This is a genomic window from Campylobacter concisus (genome assembly GCF_003049065.1).
Classification (GTDB): domain Bacteria; phylum Campylobacterota; class Campylobacteria; order Campylobacterales; family Campylobacteraceae; genus Campylobacter_A; species Campylobacter_A concisus_BE.
In genome coordinates this window covers 258419-284283 of the sequence record NZ_PISC01000002.1, presented here as the reverse complement: position 1 = coordinate 284283, position 25865 = coordinate 258419, and the positions used below count along the sequence as shown (strand labels likewise).

The window sequence follows — 25865 nt, the reverse complement described above, 5'->3', positions numbered from 1 at the left end:
ATAGACATAGGTTTATATGAGATATTATTTAATGCGTAAGCTTCATTAAATTTATATGTATATCTTGTGTGCATTATTTCGTTGTAGTTCTCTTCTAGTTTTTCATAGGATGTTTTCCAAAGTTCTAATGCGCCACTAACCATAGAAGCACCTATGCTCTTACCTAATGATCCTGCATAATCTTTTATTAGTCTCTTTATCTCTTGAAAATCTGTATAGCTAAACCTATGAGTATATCTCATAAAGGTATATGTTGTGATCTCTGTATAAGTTATACTTAGTTTATAATACTCCATTGCCATATGAAGCCTAAAAGCATTTGAAGCTTGAATGATTAGATTAAGCTTTGAATGTTGTAAAACTACGCTTGTAGTTTTTAGACTGGTTATTAGTAAGATATATCTATCTATCTCTTTAGTCTTTCTTGCACCAAGTAGGTTTTTTACTAAATTTAATACCCCAAGCTCATCAAGAAATGTTTCTCTTAGTGCCTTTGCGTCTTTATTAAATATATAAGAACCAAGTGATTCATATATCTTAGATATGCCATCTTCGCCAACAAATTTTGCTAGTGGAAACACCTCTTCTATAGTAGTTTTTACTAATAATGAGGTTACCTCTTTATTTATATCTCTATCATTGCTATATGCTATATCTTTTAAATTTATAGCTTCTTTTAGAGTGTTTTTATTCTTAGCAGCTATAGCCTCTTTTATAGTAGCTTCATCTTTTTTATAGTTCTCATCTATCTTGTCAGCTTGTTCTATAAGAAGCTTCATTAGATCTTTTTGTAAAGGGTCTTTGATATCTGCATTTTTACCAACTTCATTTTCTGCTAAAAGCTCTTCAACACTAACTACATCCTTGTTATTTACTCCATCCATATATTTAGAAATTTCTTCTATACATAGATACTCACCACTTTTTAGACCACTATTTTTTACTGAGTCTTTGTAGAAAAATAGCTTTAAATCTCTATCAAAAACTCTTATTATAGAGTTTGAGTGTAGGGCTTTTATCTCATCATCTTCTATTACTATATATTCATCACCATCTTGAATGCTTTTCTTTATCATTTTTTTTGAATAGCTTTTAGTCATTATAAAGTAAGCCACTCCAAGAGATAGTGCCTCTATGAAAGAGTAGCGTTTTGGAAGGGTTTGTATTATACGTTGCATTTGTGAGTAGTACTCATCAGCGGTTGATGAGCCATTTTTTATATCATCTATAAGTTGGCTTGAGATATTACTATTGTTATATGCTTCAGCCTCTCTTCTGTTTAAGGCGTTTTCATTTACCTTATCAAATACTGCTTTAAAAGAGAGAGTTACCTTTTTCATATACTCTTCTTCGCTTTTTTTGATCTTCTCCATATCATTTGGCTGCTTAGCATAAGCATTTACGTGAGAGAAATTTGTCTTAAATAACTCTTCGTATTTGGTGTAGTTATCAAGATAGTTGGTGTCATCTTGATAGGCGATCTCTTTAAATTCTTCCCTTTTTTGCTCTATGTTGTCTATATATTTTTTATCTATCCTTGCAAATGGAGATAAATTTAAAACAAGAGTTGATCTATTGTTTTCTTTATTGATGTTTATGCTGTACTGGCTGTAATCCTTAATAGGACTTAGGGTCTTTATATCGGTGAATTTTTGTTTTACAAGGTTGGATTTATTGGGTCTATTTAGCTCGTCTTCTATCACTTGATCTAGGCATTTACTTATTACTTCTTCTCTAAGACCTGCACTTGATCTAAAAGGTGAGTTTGAGAGGATTACATAGTTTTTATTTAAATTTGAAAAATCTTTGCTGTTCATCTCATCGTTTGTAGAGGTGCCATTTTTATCGGACTTGTTTGCTATTAGATTGGCTAGTTTTATAGAGTTGAAATTTGAAGCACAGATAAAATTTAAATTTGCATTTAGTCCTTTTATTTGATCCTTTAGTCTTTTAAAGAGCGTATCATCACTAGAGCCAAAGCCTAAGTTTTTATTTACTATATCATAAGAGCAAACATTCTTAGTGTGATCAAATACCGATAGATCATCTAAATGACCAAATACACTATATCCCTCATCTGCGTTGCAATTAACCTCATTTAGGTTATTGTCGTCTCTAAAGTAGATATAGTCTAAATTTAGGTGGGTAAAGTCTATAAAAAAGCCAGAGTTAGAGGATTTATCTTGTTTAAATACTAATACATTGCAACTTGAGTTTATATTTAGAGTATTTATAATAGAAGCAAATCTAGATGTGAAAAAGCTAAGGATAGGTAAGGTTACACCATAAAGAGATCTATTGCTTTGATGCTCAACCATCTTGTAGGTTAATTTACTAAGCTCATAGAACAAAAAGCATCCGTTTGCCTTTTTGAGTGCAGCCTTTGGGTCACTTAGATCAACTATGCTTAATATAAAAAGAAATATTTGTTTGAGTAAAAACTCTCCACTTTCTTTATTTAACTCGCTTAAATTCTTATCTAACTCTCTAAAGCACTCTTCAATGCTTTTTTCAAATTTAGCTCCATCTAGTCCTTCGCTAGATATCAAAAAGCTAGCATCGCTTAGTAGATCATTTTTTAATGTATTTAGGCACTCTTTTACGATATCTTTGGCGTCATCATAGTTGGATACTATGACCTCAAACATATCATAAAAGCTTATAGCTTCTGTCTTTGTTTCACCCATGTTTTTTAGCAAATTTCTCTCGTGCTCATCCTGAGCAGCTTCAAGTTCAGCTTCATATCTTGCTTTGCTTTTTATGGGGCTTATCTTCTCTTTTAAATTTGCAAAAAACTTATCAACCGCACTTTTTTTATGGACGATCTTTACTGGTATATCTCTATATTCAAATTCTCTTATTCTATTTAGCTTACTATCAGTAAAGCTCTCTTTATCTATATAAAAGTCAGATACGATCGATACATCTTTTTTATCTCTCTTCTTAGAAAATATTAGATTAGATATGATCTCATTAGCTATGCCGTTAGAGTACGATGTGAGTGAATTCAAGCTAGACGTATAAAGAGTTACACATTTTGCATCAGCCATATACTCTTTCATCTTTTTTAATGTCTCTTCGCAAGAGTAGGTTATTTTTATTTCGTTGTTTTGCATATTAAGCCACCACTACTGTTTTTAATATTTTATTGTGATTGTATTTATAATATTATTAATTTATTATGGGATAAAGGAAGGTAGGAAATGTTTAATACTTGGGCTTATATTTTTTAGTTTGCCAAGTTAGTTAGACAAGCCATCTAAATTTATATCATAATTATGCTATAATCATGTCATATTATTAAAAGGAAATAGCATATGCCTCAAATATTACCAATAAAAGAGCTTAGAAACACAAATGAAATTTCACAGCTATGCAATAGCAAGGATGAGCCAGTGTTTGTCACTAAAAATGGCTATGGAGACTTGGTTGTGATGAGTATAAAGACATATGATAAGCTAGTAGCCACAGCCGATATAGATAGCGCTATCACATCGTCTGAAACTAGAATAACAGCAGATACAAAGATGCTAGAAGCAAAAGATGTTTTTGCTAGTTTAAAAGATAAGTATCTTGAATAAATATAAAGTCCTTATCTCACCACAAGCTTATGAAGAACTTGAGGCGATTTATAAATATATCGCAATGTCTTTGCTCTCACCAGGTGCTGCAAACTCTACATTAGAGGCTATCAAAAACGCTATCCTTAGTCTAGATGAGATGCCAAATCGTGGTGCTATTAGAGTGGTGCTATTAGAAAAGTTGGCAGATATGCCAATATGGGCTATAGACAGCTATTTGTTAAAAACTATACAGTTATTTATAGGGTAAATGAAAAAGATAAGGCTATTATAATCATCACTATTAGATACACACCAAGCGCTTTTTAGACATATAACTTCAATAATATCTATCTAAAAATAAATATCCACTAATCCTAATGCTCTCTCATCTACGAAATATACATAACATCACATACTATACATGACGTCACCTACTGCATGTTACATCATGTACTATACATTACATCAAGTGCTGCATGTGACATCACATACTTGACGTGACATCATGTACTGCACATTACATCACATGCAGTATGTTACATTATAAATTTATTTGTTATAATCCAAGAAAATTTAATGCCAGTTTCTAGCATATTTATCAACATTTTTAGCATGTTGATAAACTTACTTAGCAAGCTCAGGTTGAGCTTGCTGTAAGGTCTTAGCCAGACGGGCAAAATTTTTATTTACAAAAATACAACTTAAACAAAACTTTATCCATTAAAGATTACTTTTGTTGATAAAAGGTCTAAGTTTTTGTTTAAGGCATTTACTTCTATTATTTAAGAATTTACAAAGATAACTTATACATATGCACTCAATAAAGTTGATATGAGCAATAGTTTATTATCGAAATCTATTTATATAACTTATGAATGATTTATCCCATACTTTACATAGTTCTTACTTAAGTTTTGCATGTCTTAATTTGATGTAAAAGTGAAAAAATTTAGAAATTTTAAAAGTGAAATTTCTGATATAATTTTGCAATATTTTTTTACAAAAAGGATATCTCATGGCAATAGGTTCTAAATATAACCCACTAGGATCAGAACAAAAACCAAGGGCAGAGCGTATATTTACAGATAGAATTAAGCCAAAAGATGCTTTTAGAAAGTCAATAGCCCACATAAATGAAATTAGTAAAGACAAAGATGGCAAAGAGAAAAACACATATAAAGTCTTAGCTTTTTATGGTATGGGTGGTATTGGCAAAACAAGTCTTAGAGAACATCTATGTGATATGGTTAAAAAGGATGATAGCTTAAAAGAACAGGTAGTTTACTCATATATTGATTTTCAAACAGACTTTTCAAAAAACATGATTTCAAAAGATGTTTTTTATAGGCTTATTTCGGATAGATTTCATAAGAATTTTGGTATCAAATTTACAATATTTTCATTGGCCTATATCATATATTTAAAGAAATTAAATCCGAATTTAGAATTAAAAAAACACACCTTGCCTTTTGCAGAAGAGGGCGACATATTATCAGGGATTATAGAATTTCTAAGTGAGAGTGTTGGTTCTATAGCAGGGATAACGACTAAAATAGTTGCATATGCGTATAAAAACTATTCTAACTTTTTCTTGGATGATAATATAAAAAATGAGTTATTTAAACTAGAAAATCAAGAGGTATGCAATATAGAACAGGAGCTTCCTAGATTTTTTGCCTATGATTTAGCAAATTTTAAAAAAGAAAATCCTAACAAAAAAGTCTCCATCTTCTTTGATACTTATGAGCTTTTATGTAAAACTCAACCTACAGACGCTGAAAAACTAAAGCAAGATGAGTGGATAAGAGATTTTATAGAACAAAACAAAAATGTTTTATTTGTCATTAATGGTCGTGAAAAACTTATTTGGGAGTTAGCTGATAGTGATTGGGAAGAAGTTTTAGAACAGCACAGACTAGAAGAGCTAAGTGATGATGATTGCAAGAGTTTTTTAAACCATTGCGGTATAACTGATCCTGATATTCAAGAGCGAATTATAAAATGTAGTTGTGGCGTACCATTTTATCTTGATGTATGTGTAGAGATATGGGAAAAAGATAAATGTAAAGAGGACTTTAGGGATATAAAACAGGCTGAGATAACAGAGCGACTTATTAGATACTTGGATAGAAGCGAGCTTGCTACGCTAGAACTTTTGTCTATAACAAGTTATTTTAATAGGGAAATTTTTGAACTTATGGTTAGTAAATTTTCAACAGGCTATCCTGCAACCAAGATAGATGAACTGGCTAAATTTTCTTTTATATCATCAGAAGATAATAGTAAACACTATACAATACAAAGACTTATGAAAGAGTGTTTACAAAATCAACTAAATGCCGAGTTAAAAGCTAGGGCTCATGAGACTATGGTATGTTATTATGAAGATAAGCTAAAAGACCTTAGTATAAAAACTGCTTCAAGCACTCAAGCTGCTTTAATACAGGAAGCATTTGCTCATAAAGAAAAATTAGAAGGTGTAGAAAAAGCTATAGATTGGCTTTTAGAGAAGTTAGATATTTATAGTGAATGTAGAATGTTGTTTATTTTTAAAGATATGCTCTTGGGGCTATTAGATAAAGATCTTGACTATAAAAAGGCAGAGATTTTAAATATTTTAGGCGTATCTTATAGGGATATTGGAGATTATAATAAAGCTATTGAGTATCATGAAAAAGCACTTGAAATTAGGATAAATGCACTAGGTGAAAATCAACCAGAACTTTATAATAATTTAGGTATATCTTACGATGGTCTTGGAGATTATAATAAAGCTATTGAGTATCATGAAAAAGCACTTGAAATCGGGATAAATACACTAGGCGAAAATCATCTAGATGTTGCTAGCTATTATAATAATTTAGGTACGGTTTATAATAGTCTTGGAGATTATAATAAAGCTATTGAGTATCATGAAAAAGCACTTGAAATCAGAATAAATACACTAGGCGGCGATCATCCAGATGTTGCTGACTCTTATAATAATTTAGGTATATCTTACGATGGTCTTGGAGATTATAATAAAGCTATTGAGTATCATGAAAAAGCACTTGAAATCAGAATAAATACACTAGGTGATGATCATTTAGGTGTTGTTAATTCTTATAATAATTTAGGTGTAGCCTATAATAGTCTTGGAGATTATAATAAAGCTATTGAGTATCATGAAAAAGCACTTGAAATCAGAATAAATACATTAGGTGAAAATCATCCAGATGTTGCTGACTCTTATAATAATTTAGGTATATCTTACGATGGTCTTGGAGATTATAATAAAGCTATTGAGTATCATGAAAAAGCACTTGAAATCAGAATAAATACACTAGGTGAAAATAAAAATCACCGAAATATTATTAGATCATATGTTATTTTAGGGGAAATTTATCATGGTCTTGGAGATTATAATAAAGCTATTGAGTATCATGAAAAAGCACTTGAAATCAGAATAAATACACTAGGTAACGATCATTTAGATGTTGCTGACTCTTATGATGTTTTGGGGGAAATTTATTACGGTCTTGAAGATTATGGTAAAGCTATTGAATATTATGAAAAAGTACTTGAAATCAGAATAAATACGCTAGGTGAAAGTCACCCAGATATTGCTGACTATTATAATAATTTAGGTGCAGCCTATAATGGTCTTAGTGATTATAATAGGGCTATTGAATATTATAAAAAAGCACTTGAAATTAGGATAAATATATTAGGAGAAAATGATCCAGATATTACTTTTTATTATAGCAACCTGGGAGAATCTTATGATAGTCTTGGAGATTATGGTAGAGCTATTGAATATTATGAAAAAGCACTTGAAATAATAGAAACAGTAGGAACATTATACAGTGGTAAATATAGTGATGATGCTAATATGAAAGAAACCATAAAAAAAGAAATTGCTATCATCAGAGAAAAACTTATCTCAGAATAACTACTAGCTAGGCACTTGCCTGGCTAGATTCATTAAGCACATTTATAAAAAACAAGCCCTCTTAATTTTTCATTGGTACTAATTTCATAAAAATTACTCTACCCCATCTCTATCCCAGCATCATCTTTTGTAAATTTACCTCTTAGCTCTGGCATCTCATTTACTATCATATCTTTTAGCTCAGGATTGGTGCTTGCTATTTCTATTAAAAGACCTAAGCTTTTGTCATTAAGGTCTCTTAGCTCGGTATTTTCACTTTGCAAACTTTCGGTTTTACGTGTTAGAGATTGATTTTCTCTACCCTTACTCTTTATCAATGCATTTTGTTCATCTATCTTTGATTGCTGATTGGCATGTGCTTTTACTCTATTTTTAAGAAGCATTATCTCTTTGTCTTGCTCAGCTTGGGTCTCTCTTAAACTATCTAGCTCTTTTTCTAGCTGTTCTTTTTCTTTTAAGACTTCTATGCTTTTCTTTTTATCTTCCTCTATGATCTTGCTTTGTTCTGTTACTTGCTCAGCAAGAAGTTCTACCTTTTCTTTTAGCTGCTCATCAGATGTGATGGTTATGCTTTCTTGCATTTGTTCATAAACTAAATTTGTAAATTCTGCTAAAAAGGCTTTTTCACTATTAGCTTCCATTTTAAAATAGTTGATCTCTTCTCTTAAAAACTTGTATTCTGGCTTTATATATTTTTTTGCCATACTAATTACCTGCTCTCTAATCTTGCTCTTTAACTCTTTCTCGCTATTATATTCAATTGCTGTTTGATGCATTTGGGTTAAATTCTTGTGTCTATTTTTACTTGGCTTGCCACGAAGTACCTGACCTTCAAATGCCTCCGCTCCCATATCTTGTAGCTCTTGGCCAAATTTTGCTGTTTTTGACCTGCCGCTAAATCTCAAATTTGCATGCTTCTCAAAGTTGTAGTTTGTAAAGATGATGTGATAGTGCTTGGTCTTTTCGTCATTATGCTCAGCCACAAGCAGACACTTTGCGCCATACTTCGCGCAGTATGCGTTTATAAATCTCATTACTCTATCCATGCATATGTTTTCATTTATAAATTTCGACTCTTCGTCGTTTAGCCCTTCTTTTGGCTCTTTCTGCCTATCTGTACCAAATGTGATGATGACTTCACAAAAACCAGCCATATCCTTACGCCAAGTTCTACGTATAACTATATCTTTACCTTGTCGTTTTTGCGTGTAGGATTGCTTGCCATAGTCTTCTTTAAAGCTATCCTGAAAGCCTTTAAGTAATTTCTTTACAAAAGCCATATTATGTAGTTCATCATCTTTGCTGTTAGCATCTCTCATATTGCCATTGCCATTAAACTCGCTTAGTAGCTTGTAGCGATTAATAGTGACTGGATTCTTGTTGAGATACTTTATATGCTCAGTTTGATTTTTCTCACGGCACGCGTGTGCAAATCTACCTATAGCTCTACCATATGTTAAAAAATCCGACCTTACGTTTATAACTAGGTTGTGATCATTTATTGTATATGCATTAGCCATGGCAAATCACCTCATTATATAAACATTCTTTCGTTCTAGCGGTGCTAGTTACTATTAATGAAAATTTTTTCATTTTTATCCTTTTGAAAAGTATTTATAGTAATTACACCAATTTTGAAAAAAATCGTAGCTAGAAATGCAAAATTTTGTAAAAAAATTCATAATTAAAAAAAGAATAAATTAAGAATAATGAAAGGATGCAAGCTAAAAGTAAGTATTCATAGGGGTTTAGGATAAAAGTTTCAAGTAAAAATTTTTAAAAAATGAATTTTTATTGTATTAAAAGGGCGATGACTCTATAATCATTGGAATTTTTAAGAGACTGTCCCACTTTAGTAACTAAGTGTTCCACTCTTAAAGGAAATTTTAAAGAAAGGGAAAGAACAAAAGCATCACTGCTAGTGCCTAAAATAGTGTGTTTTGGTGTCACGGGGGAGACTTGAACTCCCGACCTCCGGCTTATGAGGGTTTAAAAATAAACCTTATATAAGCACCAAAAAGACGGTACAAAGCCAGTTTCACACCAGGTATCTGCTACATTTTGCTACAAAGTTATATTGCATAGGCAACAAAGATGCAATATCTAGTCAAACGAAATGGCATATACTACTTTAGAGTAGCCATCCCACTATATTTGAGGCCTTATTTTGGTAATAAAACCGAATACATAACCTCCTTCCTCACAAAACGCTTTGATACAGCAAAAAATCGTGCTAAGATCTACTCTATAATTTTTAACGCGATCAAAAAGGCACGGAAGATGAATTTGAGCAGCGAACTTATAGAGCACCTGGTGCTTTTGCTTTTAAAAGCCAAGGAGGCCAAAAGTATCAAAGAGCATGATATACTTGGCAGATATATAAATTTAGATGGACTACTATCACTAAATTTGTTTTTAAAACAGAGTTTAAAAGAAGATAGCTTGCCTAGCATAATATCAAAAGAGGTTGATGATATCTGCAAAAAGCTATCTTGCACTGACTCTCACACCAAAAAGCTTCTTGGCAAAAGAGTGCTTGAGACAACGATAGATAACATAAATCACATATCATATAAGATGTGCAAAAACCAAAAGCTACTAAATGATAAGCAACAGACATTTGTACCACTTGGTAAAAAACACAATAGTGCAAATTTAGATGATAATACTAAAGACAAGATAGCAAAAGGTGTTAAAGAGGCTAACATAGATAGCTATCAAGACGACATAGAGACTTTAAAAAAGCAGGATTTGGTGCTGCCTTTCACTAAAAAGTCCTTAAAGCACTCTGTTAGTGAGCTAAGAGATGCCATAAATGAGCTAGCTAGGCAAAAGGGAGCACTCACACAAAACGATATCCTAAGAATATTTGGTTGTGAGCTATCACCAGATGGAGATAATGAGCTAAGCGATGATCTCAAATTTGGATATGGAAATTTAAATGATCCTACCTTTGGTGGTCAGGTAAAGCTATATAAGGCAGATAAATATGAAGATAAAGGCATAGTTTTAAGTGACATTGGGGCTAAAGATCTTGTGATAGATGATACAAGTGATGCTAGTAACATGACTTTTAATGAAGCTATAAATTTCTTTCAAAAGCTATTCTCAAATAGAGCTAAAAGCTTTATATCACAGCTAGGCTCAACTGCTAAAAACGAAATAAAAGCTGACACGGTCACGCTAAAGAGCGCTTTTGAAAACTATGTATCAAACACAAGCATTTCAAACAACTGGAGTGATAGCACATTTGGCCTTGTTAGACATGTAGGACGGCTAATGTCTATGAAATTTGGCGATGAGCTAGATATCAAAAAAATAAAAAGAGATGACTTGCTAAATTTTAGAAATATCTTACTGCAACTACCAACCAAACTCTCTCAAAATAGTCTCTATAAAGATAAAAGCCTAGATGAGATCATAGCTTTGGCAAAAGATAGACCAAAAATTTCTAAATCAACCATCAAGAAGTATATTGTTAGAGTTAGTGAGTTTTTTAAATACTGCTACGATAGCGAATATATAGATAAGAACCCTGCTGTGGACCTACAAATAAATTTAAACCAAGATGATGTTACAAATAAAAACCCTTATGAAGATAGTGACGTAAACGCACTTTTGGATATTGTTAGTAAGATTAGATCAAGTAGTGATACTAAAAGTCAAAGAATTAGCAAAGATGAGCTATTTTTCGTTACTCATATAGCAGCTTACTCTGGCATGAGGCTAAATGAGATAATACAGTTAAACACGGATGACATAGTCGAAAAATATAACATAGTATGCTTTAGTTTAAATACAAAAGTAGATGTAAAAACAGGTAAGAGCAAGACTTTAAAGACCAGAAACTCTGCAAGGATAGTTCCTATCCACTCTAAGCTAAGTAGCATTGGGCTGTTTGAATTTGTAGAGAATAAAAAGAAGCTAGCTAAGCAATGTGGCAAAGCAGTTAGACTATTTAATTGTGACAATAAAGACTTCTCTGAGTATTTTAGAAAAAAGATAAATACTAAAGTTATAAAAGATAATGATAAAACAAGGACATTCCACTCATTTAGACACACTTTCATAAACAAACTCATCCAAAGTGGCCAAATGGTTGAACATATAGCTGCTCTTGTAGGGCATGAACAACAATACAAGATCACCATGAACACTTATGGCGAACCAGTAACTCCAAAAATTCTAAAGGATCTAGTTGAAGAGGTAAAATTTGATCAAGGATGGGAAGAGTGAGTGCTTTTTATTGTAAATGTATATAGCCATTTACAATAAAGAAGCGTTTAGGCTTTTAAGATCAACCATATTTGTAGTCTATCACATATATTTTTATGATATAATTGTATTATATTACATAATTCAGGGATAAACTATGTTAGATCAACTTTTTTTAAAGAGCAATGACCTTATAAGGTTAAACAATCATAAATTTAAAAGATATTTTATAGACTCCAAGGACTTATCTCATAGACTTATCGTTATCCTTGGGCAAAGAGGAATAGGCAAAACAACTACACTAGCTCAGCTAGCTAGTAAAAACAAAGACAGTCTTTACCTAAGTTTAGATGACATAGAGATATCAAATGATATAACCTCGATCATAAGAGAGTTTGTGCTAAATGGCGGAAAACATCTATATCTGGATGAAATTCATAAGAGCAAAGATATATCTGCTGTATTAAAATTTGCCTATGATAACTTTAAAGAGTTAAATATAGTAGCTACTGGTTCATCTGCTCTTGAAGTGTTAAAAAGCTCTCATGATCTAAGCAGAAGAGCAATCGTATATAAGATGAGTGGAATGAGTTTTAGGGAGTATCTAGGGCTAAGGTATGGTATAAATTTAGAAGCTATTGAGCTTACAAATTTACTTACAAATCATCAGGAGATAGCTATTGACATCATTAACGCCTTAAAACAAAAAGAGCTAGCCGTCATTAAGCTTTTTAGAGAGTATCTAAAGGCGGGTTACTACCCGTACTATAACGATATGCCAAATGATACTGCCTTTTATCAGACTCTAAGACAAAGCATAGAAGCTACGATAGATAGTGATCTTTTAAGTATATATCCAAATTTAAACGGCAACACAGCAAGAAAGCTAAAGATCTTAACTCATGCCATAAGCACAAACGTCCCATACCAGCCAAACTACTCAAACCTAAAATCACTTGTTGATATAAGGGATGATAGGACGCTAAAAGAGTATCTTGCTATGCTTGATAGTGCCGGGCTTATAAGGCTTTTAATGAAAAACGAGCTAGCTATAAAAAATATGGATAAGGCGGATAAAATTTACCTTGAAAATACAAATTTAATGTATATAAACAGCCCTGATATAGGAAATGTGAGAGAGACGTTCTTTGCCAATCAGCTTGGAAATATCACTGAAATTTACTCAGGCAAAGGTGGCGACTTTATGGTTGGTAATAAATTTATCTTTGAAATAGGTGGAGCAAAAAAGAGCTTTGAGCAGATAAAAGATATGCCAAATTCTTTTATAGCAGCAGATGATATTGAAGTTGGTGTCGGAAGCAAGATACCATTATGGCTGTTTGGGTTTTTGTATTAGGGTTTATATACGTGTAAGATAAGCCAAATAGAACATTGTCTAAAGGGTGGGGATTATATCTTTTTAGAATATACAACACAAAATCGGAAATAGTGTCTAAAATTTCAAAAGATTTGAAAAAATGATTTAATGAGGAAAAAGCCGGTATTAGTGTTTTTAAAATAAAAATTATTATAGCTTGTAATTATGATATTAAATCTAACAAGACTACTATGAGCACTTACGATAAGCCGTAACTTCAAAAATTCTAAAGGATCTAGTTGAAGAGGTAAAATTTGATCAAGGAGGGGGAAGGGTGAGTGTTCTTAAAAAGTTATCATATTTGACAATAAGTTATCAAATATGATAATATAGCCGGTATGAAAGAGCAATTATGGAAAATCACATTTTATGATAAGAGCGTTGAAGACGAGACACTGTCTTTGCCAGATACGATACTTGCTAATTTACTTCGCATACTTGAAATGGCTAGGGAGGTTGGACCAAATTTGGGCAGACCTCATAGCGCACCTCTTGGTGATGGACTATTCGAGTTTAGAGCAAAAGGTAAAGAAGGTATTGCAAGAAGTGTCTTTGTAAATGTCATAAATAGAGAAATAGTGATTTTACATACGCTCATTAAAAAATCAGACGCTATCCCTAAAAAAGATATGAAGATTATTATGCAAAGAGCAAAGGAGATAAAATGAGACCAACATTTGAAGATTTTAAAGCAAAAGCATTAGAAAAAGATGAAGTAAAAAAAGAATACGATAGACTTGAAGTTGAATTTGATTTAAAGTTAAAACTTATAAAGATCAGGAAAGCTGCAAATCTAACTCAAGAGGAGATAGCTAGTAGAATGAATACTAGTAAAAGCAACATCTCAAGATTAGAGAGCCTAAACTCTAAAATTTCCCCAACAATCTCTACTTTAAATGCCTATGCAAATGCTGCGGGATATAGGCTGGATGTAAATTTTGTGCAATAGTTTTTAAGGTTTTATCATATATCTCAAATGGATCAATATAGAATAAAAACGCAATCCATAACCAGCTCACTATTCGCATACATATGATATCATCTATCAAAAAGCTATCTTTTATTCCGTCTGGGCGAGGATACTTTTTGTCTGACAGATCAGACAAAAACACCTCGTTAGGAATCATCCCTAAAAACCTATTTTGACACTCTTTGCTTCATTTTTTAGTGCGACTTCAAGCTCAAGTCTATAGCAAAAGTCGTCGCCATTTTTTATAGGTCTAAATTTAGCTTGTCTTCTAACACTGGCAAAGTCTCCAGGCGTTAGCAAGCCTAAATTTGAAACCTTTTTGGCTGCGTTTTCGTCAAATTTGACTTTTAGTAGTGTGCACTCTTTTTTAAACAAATTTTGCGCTTGCTCTGGTAGTAAATATCCAAACTCAAGCTTTAGATCAAATCTTCTAAGACAAGCTTTATCTAGATTATCGATCAAATTCGTCGTAGCGATAAAGATACCATCAAAGCTCTCCATCTGTACTAGCATCTCATTCACTTGGGTTACTTCCCAGCTTCTTGTAGCCATGCCTCTATCTTGCAAAAAGCTATCTACTTCGTCAAAGACTAGCACAGCATGTTTTTCTTTGGCTTCTTTGAAGGCTAGTGCTATATTTTTCTCAGTCCATCCTACAAACATAGATAAAAGATCGCTTCCTTTTTTGATGATGATCGGCTTTTTTAGACTTTTAGCGATAAATTTAGCGTAAGCACTTTTGCCAGTTCCAGGCACACCATAAAGACAAATTCTAGCATTTTTGCTTATTTTTATGCCTTGCATTAGCTCGTTTAGATCGCAGTCTGAGTTTACAAAATTTGGATCGTAGCTACTTGGCAGATCATCTCTTGGATTGTAATCTCTTATCTCCTCGTAACCTTGTGCTTTTAAAGTGTTGTTTATTACTCGCTCAAAGGCTTTATTTTTGTCCTTTGTGTTTAAATTTGAGACTACTACGCTCGCATTGCTGATTAGTGCTGGAGCTATAAAGTCATTTTTGGCCAGCTTTTTTATGAGCTTATTGTCTATCAAATTTTCACTATATTTTTTTATGATCTTTGCTCTTACATCTTCAGTTGGTATGCCTATCTCTATGGCTAGGTTAAACCTTCTAACCACAGCTTCATCCATGTCAAGGATATTATTTGTTATCCAAATAGTAGGCAACTCATTAGTCTCAAGAGATCTATTTATAAAGGCTTTACCATACTGTCTTTTTTCGTCATTATTTGTGTTAAATATATCCTCTGCTTCGTCATACATGAGTAAATTTGATCCAGCGGATAATACATTTTGTGCAAGACAATACGATCTTATCCTTTGATGCTCATTTGCATATCCATCTCCGTCATCATAAGCTACTTCATAAAGCTTCAAATTTAGCTCACTAGCTATCACTTTGCTAAGCTCGGTTTTACCAGTTCCTGCTGAGCCATATAAGAGTACATTTACTCCTTTTTGTTTTTTACTAACGGCACTTTTTAAAAACGAAAGTAAGATTTTCACATCTTCTTTTATGTGTGGGTAGTTTTTTGTGGTCAAATTTGTCTTGCTACATGGCTTTATCGAGCTTTCAAATATCTCGTCCATGCTTTCGCATTTAACAAACAAATCACACATAAAGTTATTGTTTATGACATCGATTTTAAATTTTAGGTTATGCACATTATTTTCTAGCTTTATAATCGAAGTCTTGGCAAAGATTCCATCTTTTCTAAAGGCTTTTTGAACATCGCCGAAACGTAAATTTAGTATCTTTGAGATGGCTTTTGTGGCTTGTATGTTGTTTAGATCTCCTAGTAAACTGCAAGCATTAGATATCACTTCGTAGTTGTACATGATCGCAACAAATCTCAAAATATCTCTCTCGGCACTATTTAGACCTAAATTTGCTTGAAGTAAATTTAGGTTGTGTTCAAGATCTTTTATCTCACATGAAATTTGACTTTTTTCAAGAATTTCAAGTTTGTTTTTAAGATTTTGGATCTCTTCTTTTTTGGGCTCTTTTGACTCGATACCCAAAAACTCTAAAACATCGTCACATCCGCTTCTTAGCAATTCTCTTTCTCCTCCGAGATCAAAAATAGCACGAAGTGTCCAAAGTGTTGCAAGCTCATATATCTCGCTATCTACGTAAAAAATCTCTTTTTCCACGACAAGTTCCTTTTGTTTTTGTTTGAAGCTATTTTACTCGGCATAAAAGACATTTTTATGTCCATAATTATAAAAATTTGAGAAATTTGCTGTGAAAGGTGAATTTATAAAGAGCGTTTTGAAACGCTCTTTATTTACTCCTGCGTATCACCATTATATGGCAGCTCCAGAGCTTTTATATTTGCCACTGCATTTCCAGCGATACCTTTTATAGAGCTATACATATTTATGGTATTATCTAGCACCTTTTCGATCTGCTTTTCCCTTTGCTTCCAGATCTTTTGCATCGCGCGCTTTTCACTATCTAGGTCGCTTTGCATGGTTGAAAATGCCTCTACTATCGCTTCTATTTGCATTTTAAATTCATTGCTGGTTAAAAAGTGATAGAGCAAGCTCATCTTGTCGCTTTTGTTCTCTTGCGCGATCAAGACGTGGTGTATCCTTATGAGTTGTTCCCTTAAAACAGCACTTAAGCCTTTAAATTCCTCAAAAGTGCAGACCCAAACCCCCTCATACAGCCCCATCCTTTGCATCTCGCTTGGCATCGCGTCAGTAACGATGACACCGATATCAGCGCCTTTTTCTCTCATATCAGCCTTAAATTTTTCTATCCAAGACCTTTGGAATTCTTTTGTTCTCTTGCTTTCATAATATATCGTTCCGCAGTTTTGAGACTCCCTTGTATGCACGATCTGCACGCAGTCAGCACCTCTTGCACCTTTTTTGATCTCATCAATAGTATCAAATGGAAATTTCTCCCTAAGCCACTCTTCTATCGCGAGCTCCTGCACCTCACCTTGAAGCTGCATGCTGCCTTGCTCGGCCTTTCTTTGGGCTATTTGAAGTTGCTCTTGAAGCTGTTTTAGCTGCTCCTCTTTTTGTCTAAATTTAAGCTCATTTTGCTCATCTGCAGCCTTTTGTATCTTCTCTTTTTCTTCTTTTAGCTTTTCATTTAATGCCAGCTCGGCCTTTGCAGTTATGGCTGACTCCATCTCCTCTTTTTCTCTTTGAAGCTGCAAAATTTGGGCCTTTGCAATATTTAGCTCTTTTACTTGATTTGACTTCTCTTCAAGCTGTTTTTGCAAGAGTGCCACCGATTCATTCTGCTCGTCAAGTATCTCTTTTCGCAGCTCCTCTTGAAGCTTTGCTCTTTCCATTTTTAGCTGTATTTGCGTAGCTTTTTTGATCTCTTCCTCGAATTTCTCTTTTTGCTCTCTTAGCTGCTCCTCTTTGGCTTTTAAACTCTCAAGATAGGCCTCCTGCTCCTTTCTTTTAGCCTCAAGTTCAGCTTCAAGCTGCTTCTTTTGGGCCAGGTATTCACCTTTATATTTACCTTCTAACTGATGATATAAGGCGTCATTTATATCTATTTCACACCCACAGTTTGGGCACTTTATCGTTGTTTGATTTGTCATTTTTCACCTCCATTTTTATCTTTATCTTATGCTATCTTGCTTTAAATTTCATAGTATTCATCCCAGCAAAGCGCCATATCAACAGAGCCTATGCGCAGTATGTCTTTGATCTTATTGATATGTGTGTTGTTTTCAAAAGCTGCAAATAGATAGCAAAAATATGCCTTCTTATCAAAATAGACAGAGCTACCAAAATATTCATTACAGTTTTGCGTCCAACGGCTCTTTTTCTTGCTCATTTCGCCAGGGACGATAGGCTCGTTGATGATAGCTAAGAAATTATCGTCATTTTCATCATAATCTGGATCCTCTTCGCGCAAATAAAAGACCAAACGAAATTCCATAGCATAATCCTCGATAAATCCACCCTCAACCCTTGCTTTTAGCCTGTTTTCAAGCATTTTTGCATCTCTTGTTAGGATATCTTGATAGCTAGCTAGAGCTTTATTTATCTTCTCTATCTGCTCCCACTGATCTTTGTTGGCATCAGAGATGTACTCCTCTCTCTTACTACACTCTAGCTTTTCTAGGCAAAGATCTATAGGCGTATAGTCGTACCATGAGCGAAGCTTACCTTCTATCCTGTCGATAGTTAAAATTTCATCCCAGCCAAGATCCGTATGGTCATATAAGCAGTGGTAAAACCAGCAGTGCCACTCGCTAGACATCTCATGTGTGGGCCAGTTTTCAAATTCGTTTTGATTTTCCGTATAAAAGTAGTCATCTATGTGATTCATGAACTGTCTATATCGCATAAGAAGTTCATCTTTTGAGTAAAAATAGAGTAGAAGGCTGCATTCATGATCCCATGCCTCTTTTACATCTTTTACCGACATATTTATCTGCTTTGCACGTGGCACGATACGGCGCTCAAGGTCATAGAGCCTTTCGTTTATGCTATTTAGCTTTCGCCTTTGCTCATTTGTAAATTGTCCCATTTTTGTCCTTTAAAATTTAATCGTCGCAACTTGTTCGGCGATCTCTTTATCTGTAAAATTTCCGTTTGTATCAAGCGAGTAGTTTTTGCCTAAAAAATAGAGCTTAAAGCCAGTTATAGCTCCAAAAATAGGTAGCGTTTTTGTTTTTTGATAGTAGTTTTTGGTGATCTTTGAGATGACTTTTAGCTGCTCATCTAATGCTTTAAAACAAAGCTTGTTTAAAAACGGCGTTAGGCTGATATACCTTAGGTGTTGCGCCATAGCAAGGGCAAATATAGGCTCGCCCTTACGCCTAAAATCCGTATCTATATAGATATATGAGCCTCTAAATTTTACTCGCTCGTTGTAGAGTTTTTGCACCTCGCTAAGCTCAGCGTCTATGTTAAGAGCAAAGTGCTTGCTAAGAGCTAGGATGAGCGTTTCTGAGCTATGCGCCCAGTCAAAGTGCCCCTTTGTGATAAACTCATCAAGGCTCTTTGCTGCCTCTAAATTTGCAAGTGCTCTTGTGAAATTTTGCTCTCTAACGTAGCCAAGTGCTTTTGAGAGCACCTTTTTGTCGCTGTTTTGTGTGAGAATTTTAAGTTGCTCGTAGATCATTGATTATCCTTTTTTGATTTTTATCGCCGATACATTTTTTGCGATCTGTGAAATTATAGCAACTAGAATGGACAAAAAATGTCTAGAAATTTACTAGTAAAATTTCACAAAAACTATCAAATTTAGGAGCAAATATTCAGCTAACTATCCTACTCTCCGCACTTTTAGCAAAACACCACGTCAAAACAGCCAAAAGCTTGTGCCAGGTATTTGACAAACACTGGGTCAAATACGAGTTTTTAGAGACTAAAGACATTTGGATGAGGGACTTTATGCCGATTTTGCTTGATGATGGACGCCTCATCTCTTACGACTACGATCCAGACTACCTAAAAGATGAAAAATATAGCCATCTAAGAACAAAGATCCAGCCATCAAAAGAGCATATAAATTTAGTCATTGATGGCGGAAATTTCGTAAGACTTGGAGGCAAAGCCATCATGACTGATAAAATTTTTAGAGAAAATCCGTCAAAAACAAAAGCCGAGATCGTGAGAACTATAAAGCAAAAATGTGCATTAAATGAGCTTATTATCATACCAAGACAGCCTTACGATATGCTAGGGCACAGCGATGCCATGGTGAGGTGGATAGATGAAAATAGCGTGTTAGTAAATGACTTTTCAAATGAGAGCAAAAGCTTTAACGATAGGCTTATAAAATCCCTTAAAAAGAGCGGTTTGGATGTGAAATTTATGAAGTATAAAGAGGGATTTTTCACTAAAAAGAGAGACTGGGGCGCTTACTTAAATTTTATTAAAATTAAGGATATTTTAATAGTTCCGATATATGGGATAGATGATGACGATGTTGCGCTGGAGCAGATCAAGAAATTTTATAGCAGCTGCGATGTAGAGACGATAAATTTAAGCGAGATCATAGAGCTTGGCGGAGCGCTACACTGCATAACGGCGGAGAAATTTGGGCGGTAGAGCTACCGCCTTAATTATTTCTCTATATCTGGCTCCATGCTTGTATCAAATTTAGTGTTCCAAATTTCTGGGTCTGGCACGTCTTTTATTTCTTCTTCGCTATACCCAATAGCCTTCAGTCTTTCATTCCAAGTCTTTCTAATACCTTCAGCAATAGGCTTAAATTCTTCTGGTGAAAATTCATCGGTTTTTGCATTATTACACCAGTAGCAAGCCATGCAACAATTCTTTTTGCTATACTCCAAATTTGGTAGCATTCTATCTATCTCTAGCGTATATCCGCGGGTATCGCTTCTTTTGTTGTTTAGCTTGCCATTTTTGCCAAGCTCTTCGATCTGAGCTAGGCTTATACCGCAATATGAGCAAGTTGTTTTGTCAAGTATCTTATTAAAATCTGTTTCAGAAAATTTTCCTTTAAAATCATCTTCATATTCTTTTTCCAGTGCATCTAAAATTTCTGTAAATTCTTTAGATTTTTGAACAAAATATTGTCTTTGTTCTATAATCATAATGCTTAACTCTTTGCCCTTGTGCTTTATTTTACTTTTATCACTATTTATCTCAAGTTGATAGTATTTACTACTATATAAATTTGCTACTTCATTAGTAACCTTAAAATTTTTAAAATCCTTTTTTATAGTTTCAATATTACTCATAATGTAGTAATCATTGCATCCATTTTCATCCAAGTTGTCCCAAGAAAAAGCCTTGTCAAACAAAAATAGCTGAACTTTTGTTTTAAAACTATCTTCCATTTTAGTTTTATATTTCTTTGTCATCTTCCTCTCCTATAAAATTTTCGTTATTGTACCAAATTAGATATGCATTAAATAAAACTAAAAATATATACATTAAAATGTAATACAATTTATGTTTTATGGATTTTTTATGATCTATAATATATAATCCCAAAATAACAAAGGATAAAAAGTGAAATTAGCACAAATTATTCATAAAATCCACAAATTAGTCGAAGCAAATGAGCTTAAAAATATCACCAAGAAAGAGATGGCAAATAGGCTTAATATTTCTGAGCGAACATATATAGAGTGGCTTAGAGAAACAAATAAACCTATTGCTATGAAAGCTGTGCTTGATATGTTGTCGCAACTAAAAAATGATGATATATTGCAAGTTGTTAGAGAATGGAAAAATAGCGAGCAAGCAAAATGAAAAAACACACATTTATAGATTTGTTTGCTGGCGCTGGTGGTATGGCAGAGGGTTTTTACCAGGAAGGATATATGGCCCTTACTCATATAGAGCTTGATAAATATGCTTGTTTAACACTACAAGAAAGAATGAGGCATTATGGGTATCACGAAAATGAGATTAATAAAATAAAGCCAACTGATATAACAGATAAAAATATTATAAGCATTATAGAGAGCAATATTGGCAAAACAAGTGATATAGATGTTATTATAGGAGGGCCACCTTGTCAATCTTTTTCATCACACGGTAAGGCAAGAGATCCATTTAGCATGAAGAAAGATCCAAGGAACTATTTATATGAAAATTACCTAAATATACTAAATTACTTTAAACCAAAATTCTTTGTGTTTGAGAATGTTAGTGGCATATTATCTACGAAAATAAAAGGCAAATCTATAATTAAAGATATATTTGATGGCATGAAAAAAAACTACAATATTATTGAAAACAAAGATATGATTTTATTGAATGCTGTTGATTTTGGGGTTCCGCAAGACAGAAAAAGAATTATTATCATAGGCACAAGAAAAGATTTAAGTATAAATCCTAAAAGTATTTATGATGAGCTTAAAAATATTACAAAGAAACTTAAAAAAACGACAGTAAGAGATGCTATATCTGATTTGCCAAAATTAAAGCCATCTGAGGGAATGCAAACAGTTAATTTTAATCCAACCAATAAATCAAGTTATTTAAAGTTAATTAGGCAAAATAATTATAATCTCTTGCATGGACATATTGCTAGAAATCATAATGAACTAGATAGAAAAAGATACCGCCTTATGGCAAAAAACAAATGGGATTTATCAGATTTATATAAGAATGAGCCTAGCTTAATACATATAAAAAAAAGGTTATTTAATAATAGCTATTGTGTTCAAAATTATGATGCCCCATCAAAAACAATTATTGCTCATTTGTATAAAGATGGTAATCAATTCATCCACCCAGATTATACACAAGAGAGAAGCATTACTCCAAGAGAAGCAGCAAGATTGCAAAGTTTTCCTGATGATTTTGTTTTTCCGTGTTCAATAACACAACAATATAAACAAATAGGTAATGCTGTTCCGCCACTAATGTCAAAATATATAGCTATGGTTTTAAAAAAATATTTATGAGGCTTAACAATGTTTTTTAAAAATGCATCAAATATAAAGACACCTCTTGAAAAAAAGTATTTTTTGGAAAATATTGATTTAATTAATCGTATGATAGAAAAAACCAAAGAATTATATAATTTAAAAACTATAGAATTAAATAGCAGTAAGTTACACAATGAATTAAAGCATATAGGAATTATAAAAAGCGAACAAGAAATTGACATCTTAAAAGAAATTTTAAAAAAAGACTATGATAGATTGATTCTAAATTTATCAATTTATGCAAACAATAAAAAGTTCTTTATAACTACTGTTAATAAATTTTCAAATGAATATAGAAAATCTATACAAGCGAAAAAAACAAGCAAATCGCCTACAATTATTGATTTGTTTTGCGGTGCAGGTGGTTTTAGTTATGGTTTTAGCAAAATGGGCTACAATATATTGTTAGCAAACGATATTGATAAAGATGCTTTAAGAACTTATAGTTTTAATCACCCTGAAATAAATTCATCTCGTATAATTAACGATGATGTAAAATTAATATCTCAAAATATACATAAATATGTAAATTTACAAGTTGATATGATTATAGGTGGTCCGCCTTGCCAATCTTTTAGCAGTGCTAATCAGCAACGAGTTATAGATGACCCTAGAAATGTTTTGTATAAATATTTTGTAAAATTTGTAAATGATTTAAAGCCTAAATTTATAATAATGGAAAATGTAAGAGGTATGCTAAAAGTAGCAAATCAAGTAGTAGAGGATTTTGATAAAATAGGCTACACAGCTAAATATAGGTTATATGATGCGACTAATTTTTCCGTTCCACAAAAAAGAATTAGGCTAATTTATATTGGTATAAATAATGAATATTCAAAAAAACATAATTTAGATGTAGATAAAATTATGAGCGATATTGAAAATGAAACAAAAAAAAATAAAAAATTTATTCTAAAAGATGCACTAGATAATATTGAAAATTTAGTTTGCCCAAGCAAACAAAACCAAACGGAAAGCGATGACGAATCGGGTTCAAAAATTTCTATAAATAAATATAAAAATAATGAGTATTTGAATTTGATAAATAATAATAATATCTATTCGCTTACATACAACCATAAGGCACGATTTCAAAATGAGACAAACTTAAAGATATATTCATTATTAAAGCAGGGGGAGGATTCCACAACCGAAACAATAAAAGATATTATGCCTTATTCCCATAGAAATCACATATTTAAGGATAAATATTTTAAGCTAGTAGAAAATGAACCTAGCAGAACAATTACAGCACATTTAAAAATGGACTGTCACTCGCATATTCACCCAACTCAAATTAGAGCCATTACCCCAAGAGAGGCCGCAAGAATTCAAAGTTTTCCTGATAACTATCTATTTTTTGGACCTTACCTAAAAACCTATATGCAAATAGGTAATGCTGTTCCGCCACTAATGTCAAAAGTATTTGCAAAGGTATTTAAAAAATATTTATAGCAAAATAAGTGTCTTTTTACTACAATACACAAAAAATATACTTATTGGTTAGCTTATGAATACGCACTTTATTATGGCAACAAGGCAATTAACTGGATATTCAGGTAGAGATTTATATATAAATCTTACATCTATAAATGAAATTACAGAACTATTTAATAAAATAAGCAACTCCAGTTCCTTTAATGTTAATAACAAAGAGACAACATATGATGGTGAAACAAAAAGTGCATATTTTCAAATATTTGACCCGATTTTAAATAAGTATTTCGAGGCTCACATAAAAGACAATAGACATAGAGATGGACTATGGTTTAGACTAACCAAATATATTCAGTATCAAAAAATAATTCCAGGACAATTCTTGGTATTAAACATAACTATTAATGAACATAATGCAAAAATATCAATATATGGTTTAGAGTTTTACAGATATGTTATGCAAAAACATAACGATTATTATACTTTGTTGCTGGATATAGATTCTGGCGAAAGCTATGACACAATAGCCGAAAGCTATCTAAGAAATTTTAATATACTAAGGACAGACACAATTGTAAAAAGGGGATACGGTAGTTTTTTTGTATATAAAACTGACCACTATTCAAAAAAATACATTGGTGTTCCATATAACACCAATTTAGAATGTGACGAATTTAACGGGATTGGAGATATAATATGAATACTTGGATTTGCTCATTAAAAGATGACTTAGAAATTAAAGATATAAAAAACTACGAAACCGTTTTGACAGATGATATTATTTTTGGCTATGTACAAACTATCGAAAGCGGAGAGTTTTTTATTATAAAAAAACTTATAAAGAAAGAAAATGGACAATTAGAAAATATTGACATAGAACCGATAAAAATAGATTTGCCATACAGTATTATGTATCGTTGCAAAAGCGGTAAATTTTTATACAAACTACGAGAAAAAGAGATTGATTTTTTACTAGATGAAAGTAGTCACGAAAAAGACAGCAATGATGAAATAGAAATTGATGAAAATTCAAGAGAAAAAGGCGGAGAAAATATAATTTACTATGGTGTGCCAGGTAGTGGTAAAAGTCATACAATAGAAACCGAGCATCCAAAGCATGATTATATTCTTGAAAAATTAGTTTTCCACCCTGACTACTCATATAGTGATTTTGTTGGACAGATAATGCCTGCTTTAAAAGATGATGGTGCTGTAAGTTATGATTTTAAACCCGGACCTTTTACTAAAATTTTAGAAAAAGCTTATAAAAATCCAACCCAGAAGTATCTTTTAGTCATTGATGAAATAAATCGAGGCAACGCACCTGCGATATTTGGCGAAATTTTTCAGTTGCTTGATAGAGACAAGGACGGCAACAGTGTTTATGTTATAAATAATGAAAATATTGCAAAAATAGTTTATGGTAAAAACAATACAGATAAACCTATAAAAATTCCTTCAAATTTATGGATAATCGCCACAATGAATACAAGTGACCAAAATGTCTTTACGCTTGACACCGCATTTCAGCGTAGATTTACTATGAGACTGATTGAAAATTCTTTTAAAAATGCAGCAAAAGAATTTAAAGAGTTGCCTATCCTAGACACAACCATAAATTGGGAAAAATTTTGCACCACTATAAATAGTGTAATTACTGAAAGTGGCGATAATACAAGCTCAATGGAAGATAAGAGGCTAGGTGTGTATTTCCTAACTGAAAATGAGCTAAAAAATAAAGAACTATTTGCATACAAGGTTTTAAAATACCTTTGGGATGATGTTTTTAAATTTGACAAGGGTGCATTCAATAGTAATTTTAAAACGCTAGAAGCTATTATTGTTCATTTTATAAATGATGAAAATAGCGGGGATTTACAATTTGATATTTTTAATGACGAAATTAGAGCAGAACTAGCTAAAAATACGAAATAAAACGAAAAAGACGAAGCAG

Annotated in this window: 21 protein-coding genes; 14 read left to right on the top strand and 7 right to left on the bottom strand. The window is 32.6% G+C overall.

What is annotated here, in order from left to right:
* On the bottom strand, window positions 1–3116 hold a 3116-nt coding region (locus tag CVS81_RS03070; protein WP_159070955.1), incomplete at its 3' end, for a hypothetical protein.
* A gap of 201 nt (window positions 3117–3317) precedes the next feature.
* On the opposite strand from CVS81_RS03070, the gene CVS81_RS03065 reads away from it, so the two are divergent.
* The 4 genes from CVS81_RS03065 (at window position 3318) to CVS81_RS03055 (ending at window position 7494) form a co-directional block, all read left to right on the top strand.
* Window positions 3318–3581, top strand: a complete 264-nt coding sequence (locus CVS81_RS03065; RefSeq protein WP_107965049.1) for a type II toxin-antitoxin system prevent-host-death family antitoxin — start codon at window positions 3318–3320, stop codon at window positions 3579–3581.
* Entirely contained in the window at window positions 3574–3831 is a 258-nt protein-coding gene (locus CVS81_RS03060; protein WP_234399511.1) for a type II toxin-antitoxin system RelE/ParE family toxin, read from the top strand. Before CVS81_RS03065 ends, CVS81_RS03060 begins: the two co-directional genes overlap by 8 nt.
* Window positions 3780–3890: a hypothetical protein gene (locus CVS81_RS10180; RefSeq protein ID WP_234399510.1), complete on the top strand. Its 111-nt coding sequence runs from the start codon at window positions 3780–3782 to the stop codon at window positions 3888–3890. Before CVS81_RS03060 ends, CVS81_RS10180 begins: the two co-directional genes overlap by 52 nt.
* Window positions 3891–4578: 688 nt before the next feature.
* Window positions 4579–7494: a tetratricopeptide repeat protein gene (locus CVS81_RS03055; protein ID WP_107965048.1), complete on the top strand. Its 2916-nt coding sequence runs from the start codon at window positions 4579–4581 to the stop codon at window positions 7492–7494.
* A 98-nt stretch (window positions 7495–7592) separates the two neighbouring features.
* Here the strand turns inward: CVS81_RS03055 and CVS81_RS03050 are convergent, their stop codons facing one another.
* Window positions 7593–9014 carry a hypothetical protein gene (locus CVS81_RS03050; protein ID WP_107965047.1) on the bottom strand — a complete coding sequence of 474 codons (1422 nt, stop codon included), beginning with the start codon at window positions 9012–9014 and terminating at the stop codon, window positions 7593–7595.
* Between the two features lie 574 nt (window positions 9015–9588).
* Between CVS81_RS03050 and CVS81_RS03045 the strand changes: the two genes are divergently transcribed.
* The 4 genes from CVS81_RS03045 to CVS81_RS03030 all read left to right on the top strand — a co-directional run bounded on the left by CVS81_RS03045 (window position 9589) and on the right by CVS81_RS03030 (window position 14036).
* Window positions 9589–11730, top strand: a complete 2142-nt coding sequence (locus tag CVS81_RS03045; protein ID WP_107965046.1) for a tyrosine-type recombinase/integrase — start codon at window positions 9589–9591, stop codon at window positions 11728–11730.
* Between the two features lie 136 nt (window positions 11731–11866).
* A complete protein-coding gene (locus tag CVS81_RS03040; RefSeq protein WP_107965045.1) occupies window positions 11867–13066 on the top strand; it encodes an ATP-binding protein in 1200 nt (399 codons plus the stop codon).
* A 359-nt stretch (window positions 13067–13425) separates the two neighbouring features.
* A complete protein-coding gene (locus CVS81_RS03035) occupies window positions 13426–13755 on the top strand; it encodes a type II toxin-antitoxin system RelE/ParE family toxin (protein ID WP_103616518.1) in 330 nt (109 codons plus the stop codon).
* Window positions 13752–14036, top strand: a complete 285-nt coding sequence (locus CVS81_RS03030) for a helix-turn-helix domain-containing protein (RefSeq protein WP_103641932.1) — start codon at window positions 13752–13754, stop codon at window positions 14034–14036. Before CVS81_RS03035 ends, CVS81_RS03030 begins: the two co-directional genes overlap by 4 nt.
* Before the next feature lie 180 nt (window positions 14037–14216).
* Here the strand turns inward: CVS81_RS03030 and CVS81_RS03025 are convergent, their stop codons facing one another.
* The 4 genes from CVS81_RS03025 to CVS81_RS03010 all read right to left on the bottom strand — a co-directional run bounded on the left by CVS81_RS03025 (window position 14217) and on the right by CVS81_RS03010 (window position 19182).
* A complete protein-coding gene (locus CVS81_RS03025; RefSeq protein WP_107965044.1) occupies window positions 14217–16232 on the bottom strand; it encodes an ATP-binding protein in 2016 nt (671 codons plus the stop codon).
* 134 nt (window positions 16233–16366) lie between these two features.
* A complete protein-coding gene (locus CVS81_RS03020; RefSeq protein ID WP_107965043.1) occupies window positions 16367–17647 on the bottom strand; it encodes a DUF2130 domain-containing protein in 1281 nt (426 codons plus the stop codon).
* Between the two features lie 41 nt (window positions 17648–17688).
* A complete protein-coding gene (locus tag CVS81_RS03015) occupies window positions 17689–18585 on the bottom strand; it encodes a hypothetical protein (protein WP_107965042.1) in 897 nt (298 codons plus the stop codon).
* A 9-nt stretch (window positions 18586–18594) separates the two neighbouring features.
* On the bottom strand, window positions 18595–19182 hold the full coding sequence (locus CVS81_RS03010) for a hypothetical protein (RefSeq protein WP_107965041.1): 588 nt from the start codon (window positions 19180–19182) through the stop codon (window positions 18595–18597).
* A gap of 101 nt (window positions 19183–19283) precedes the next feature.
* On the opposite strand from CVS81_RS03010, the gene CVS81_RS03005 reads away from it, so the two are divergent.
* Window positions 19284–20114: an agmatine deiminase family protein gene (locus tag CVS81_RS03005; protein WP_320205041.1), complete on the top strand. Its 831-nt coding sequence runs from the start codon at window positions 19284–19286 to the stop codon at window positions 20112–20114.
* A gap of 14 nt (window positions 20115–20128) precedes the next feature.
* Here CVS81_RS03005 and CVS81_RS03000 read toward each other — a convergent pair whose 3' ends face one another.
* Entirely contained in the window at window positions 20129–20893 is a 765-nt protein-coding gene (locus CVS81_RS03000) for a hypothetical protein (protein WP_107965039.1), read from the bottom strand.
* A gap of 151 nt (window positions 20894–21044) precedes the next feature.
* Here CVS81_RS03000 and CVS81_RS02995 point away from each other — a divergent pair, with 151 nt between their 5' ends.
* The 5 genes from CVS81_RS02995 (at window position 21045) to CVS81_RS02975 (ending at window position 25846) form a co-directional block, all read left to right on the top strand.
* Window positions 21045–21287 (top strand): hypothetical protein, encoded by a 243-nt coding sequence (locus CVS81_RS02995; RefSeq protein WP_012001260.1) that lies wholly within the window; start codon window positions 21045–21047, stop codon window positions 21285–21287.
* Entirely contained in the window at window positions 21284–22450 is a 1167-nt protein-coding gene (locus CVS81_RS02990) for a DNA cytosine methyltransferase (protein WP_012001261.1), read from the top strand. The genes CVS81_RS02995 and CVS81_RS02990 overlap by 4 nt, the downstream gene beginning before the upstream one ends.
* A gap of 9 nt (window positions 22451–22459) precedes the next feature.
* Window positions 22460–23929, top strand: a complete 1470-nt coding sequence (locus tag CVS81_RS02985) for a DNA cytosine methyltransferase (protein WP_107965038.1) — start codon at window positions 22460–22462, stop codon at window positions 23927–23929.
* Window positions 23930–24002: 73 nt separating this feature from the next.
* Window positions 24003–24611: a hypothetical protein gene (locus CVS81_RS02980; protein ID WP_159070954.1), complete on the top strand. Its 609-nt coding sequence runs from the start codon at window positions 24003–24005 to the stop codon at window positions 24609–24611.
* Window positions 24608–25846: an McrB family protein gene (locus CVS81_RS02975; protein ID WP_107965036.1), complete on the top strand. Its 1239-nt coding sequence runs from the start codon at window positions 24608–24610 to the stop codon at window positions 25844–25846. The genes CVS81_RS02980 and CVS81_RS02975 overlap by 4 nt, the downstream gene beginning before the upstream one ends.
* The last annotated feature ends 19 nt before the right edge of the window (window positions 25847–25865 follow it).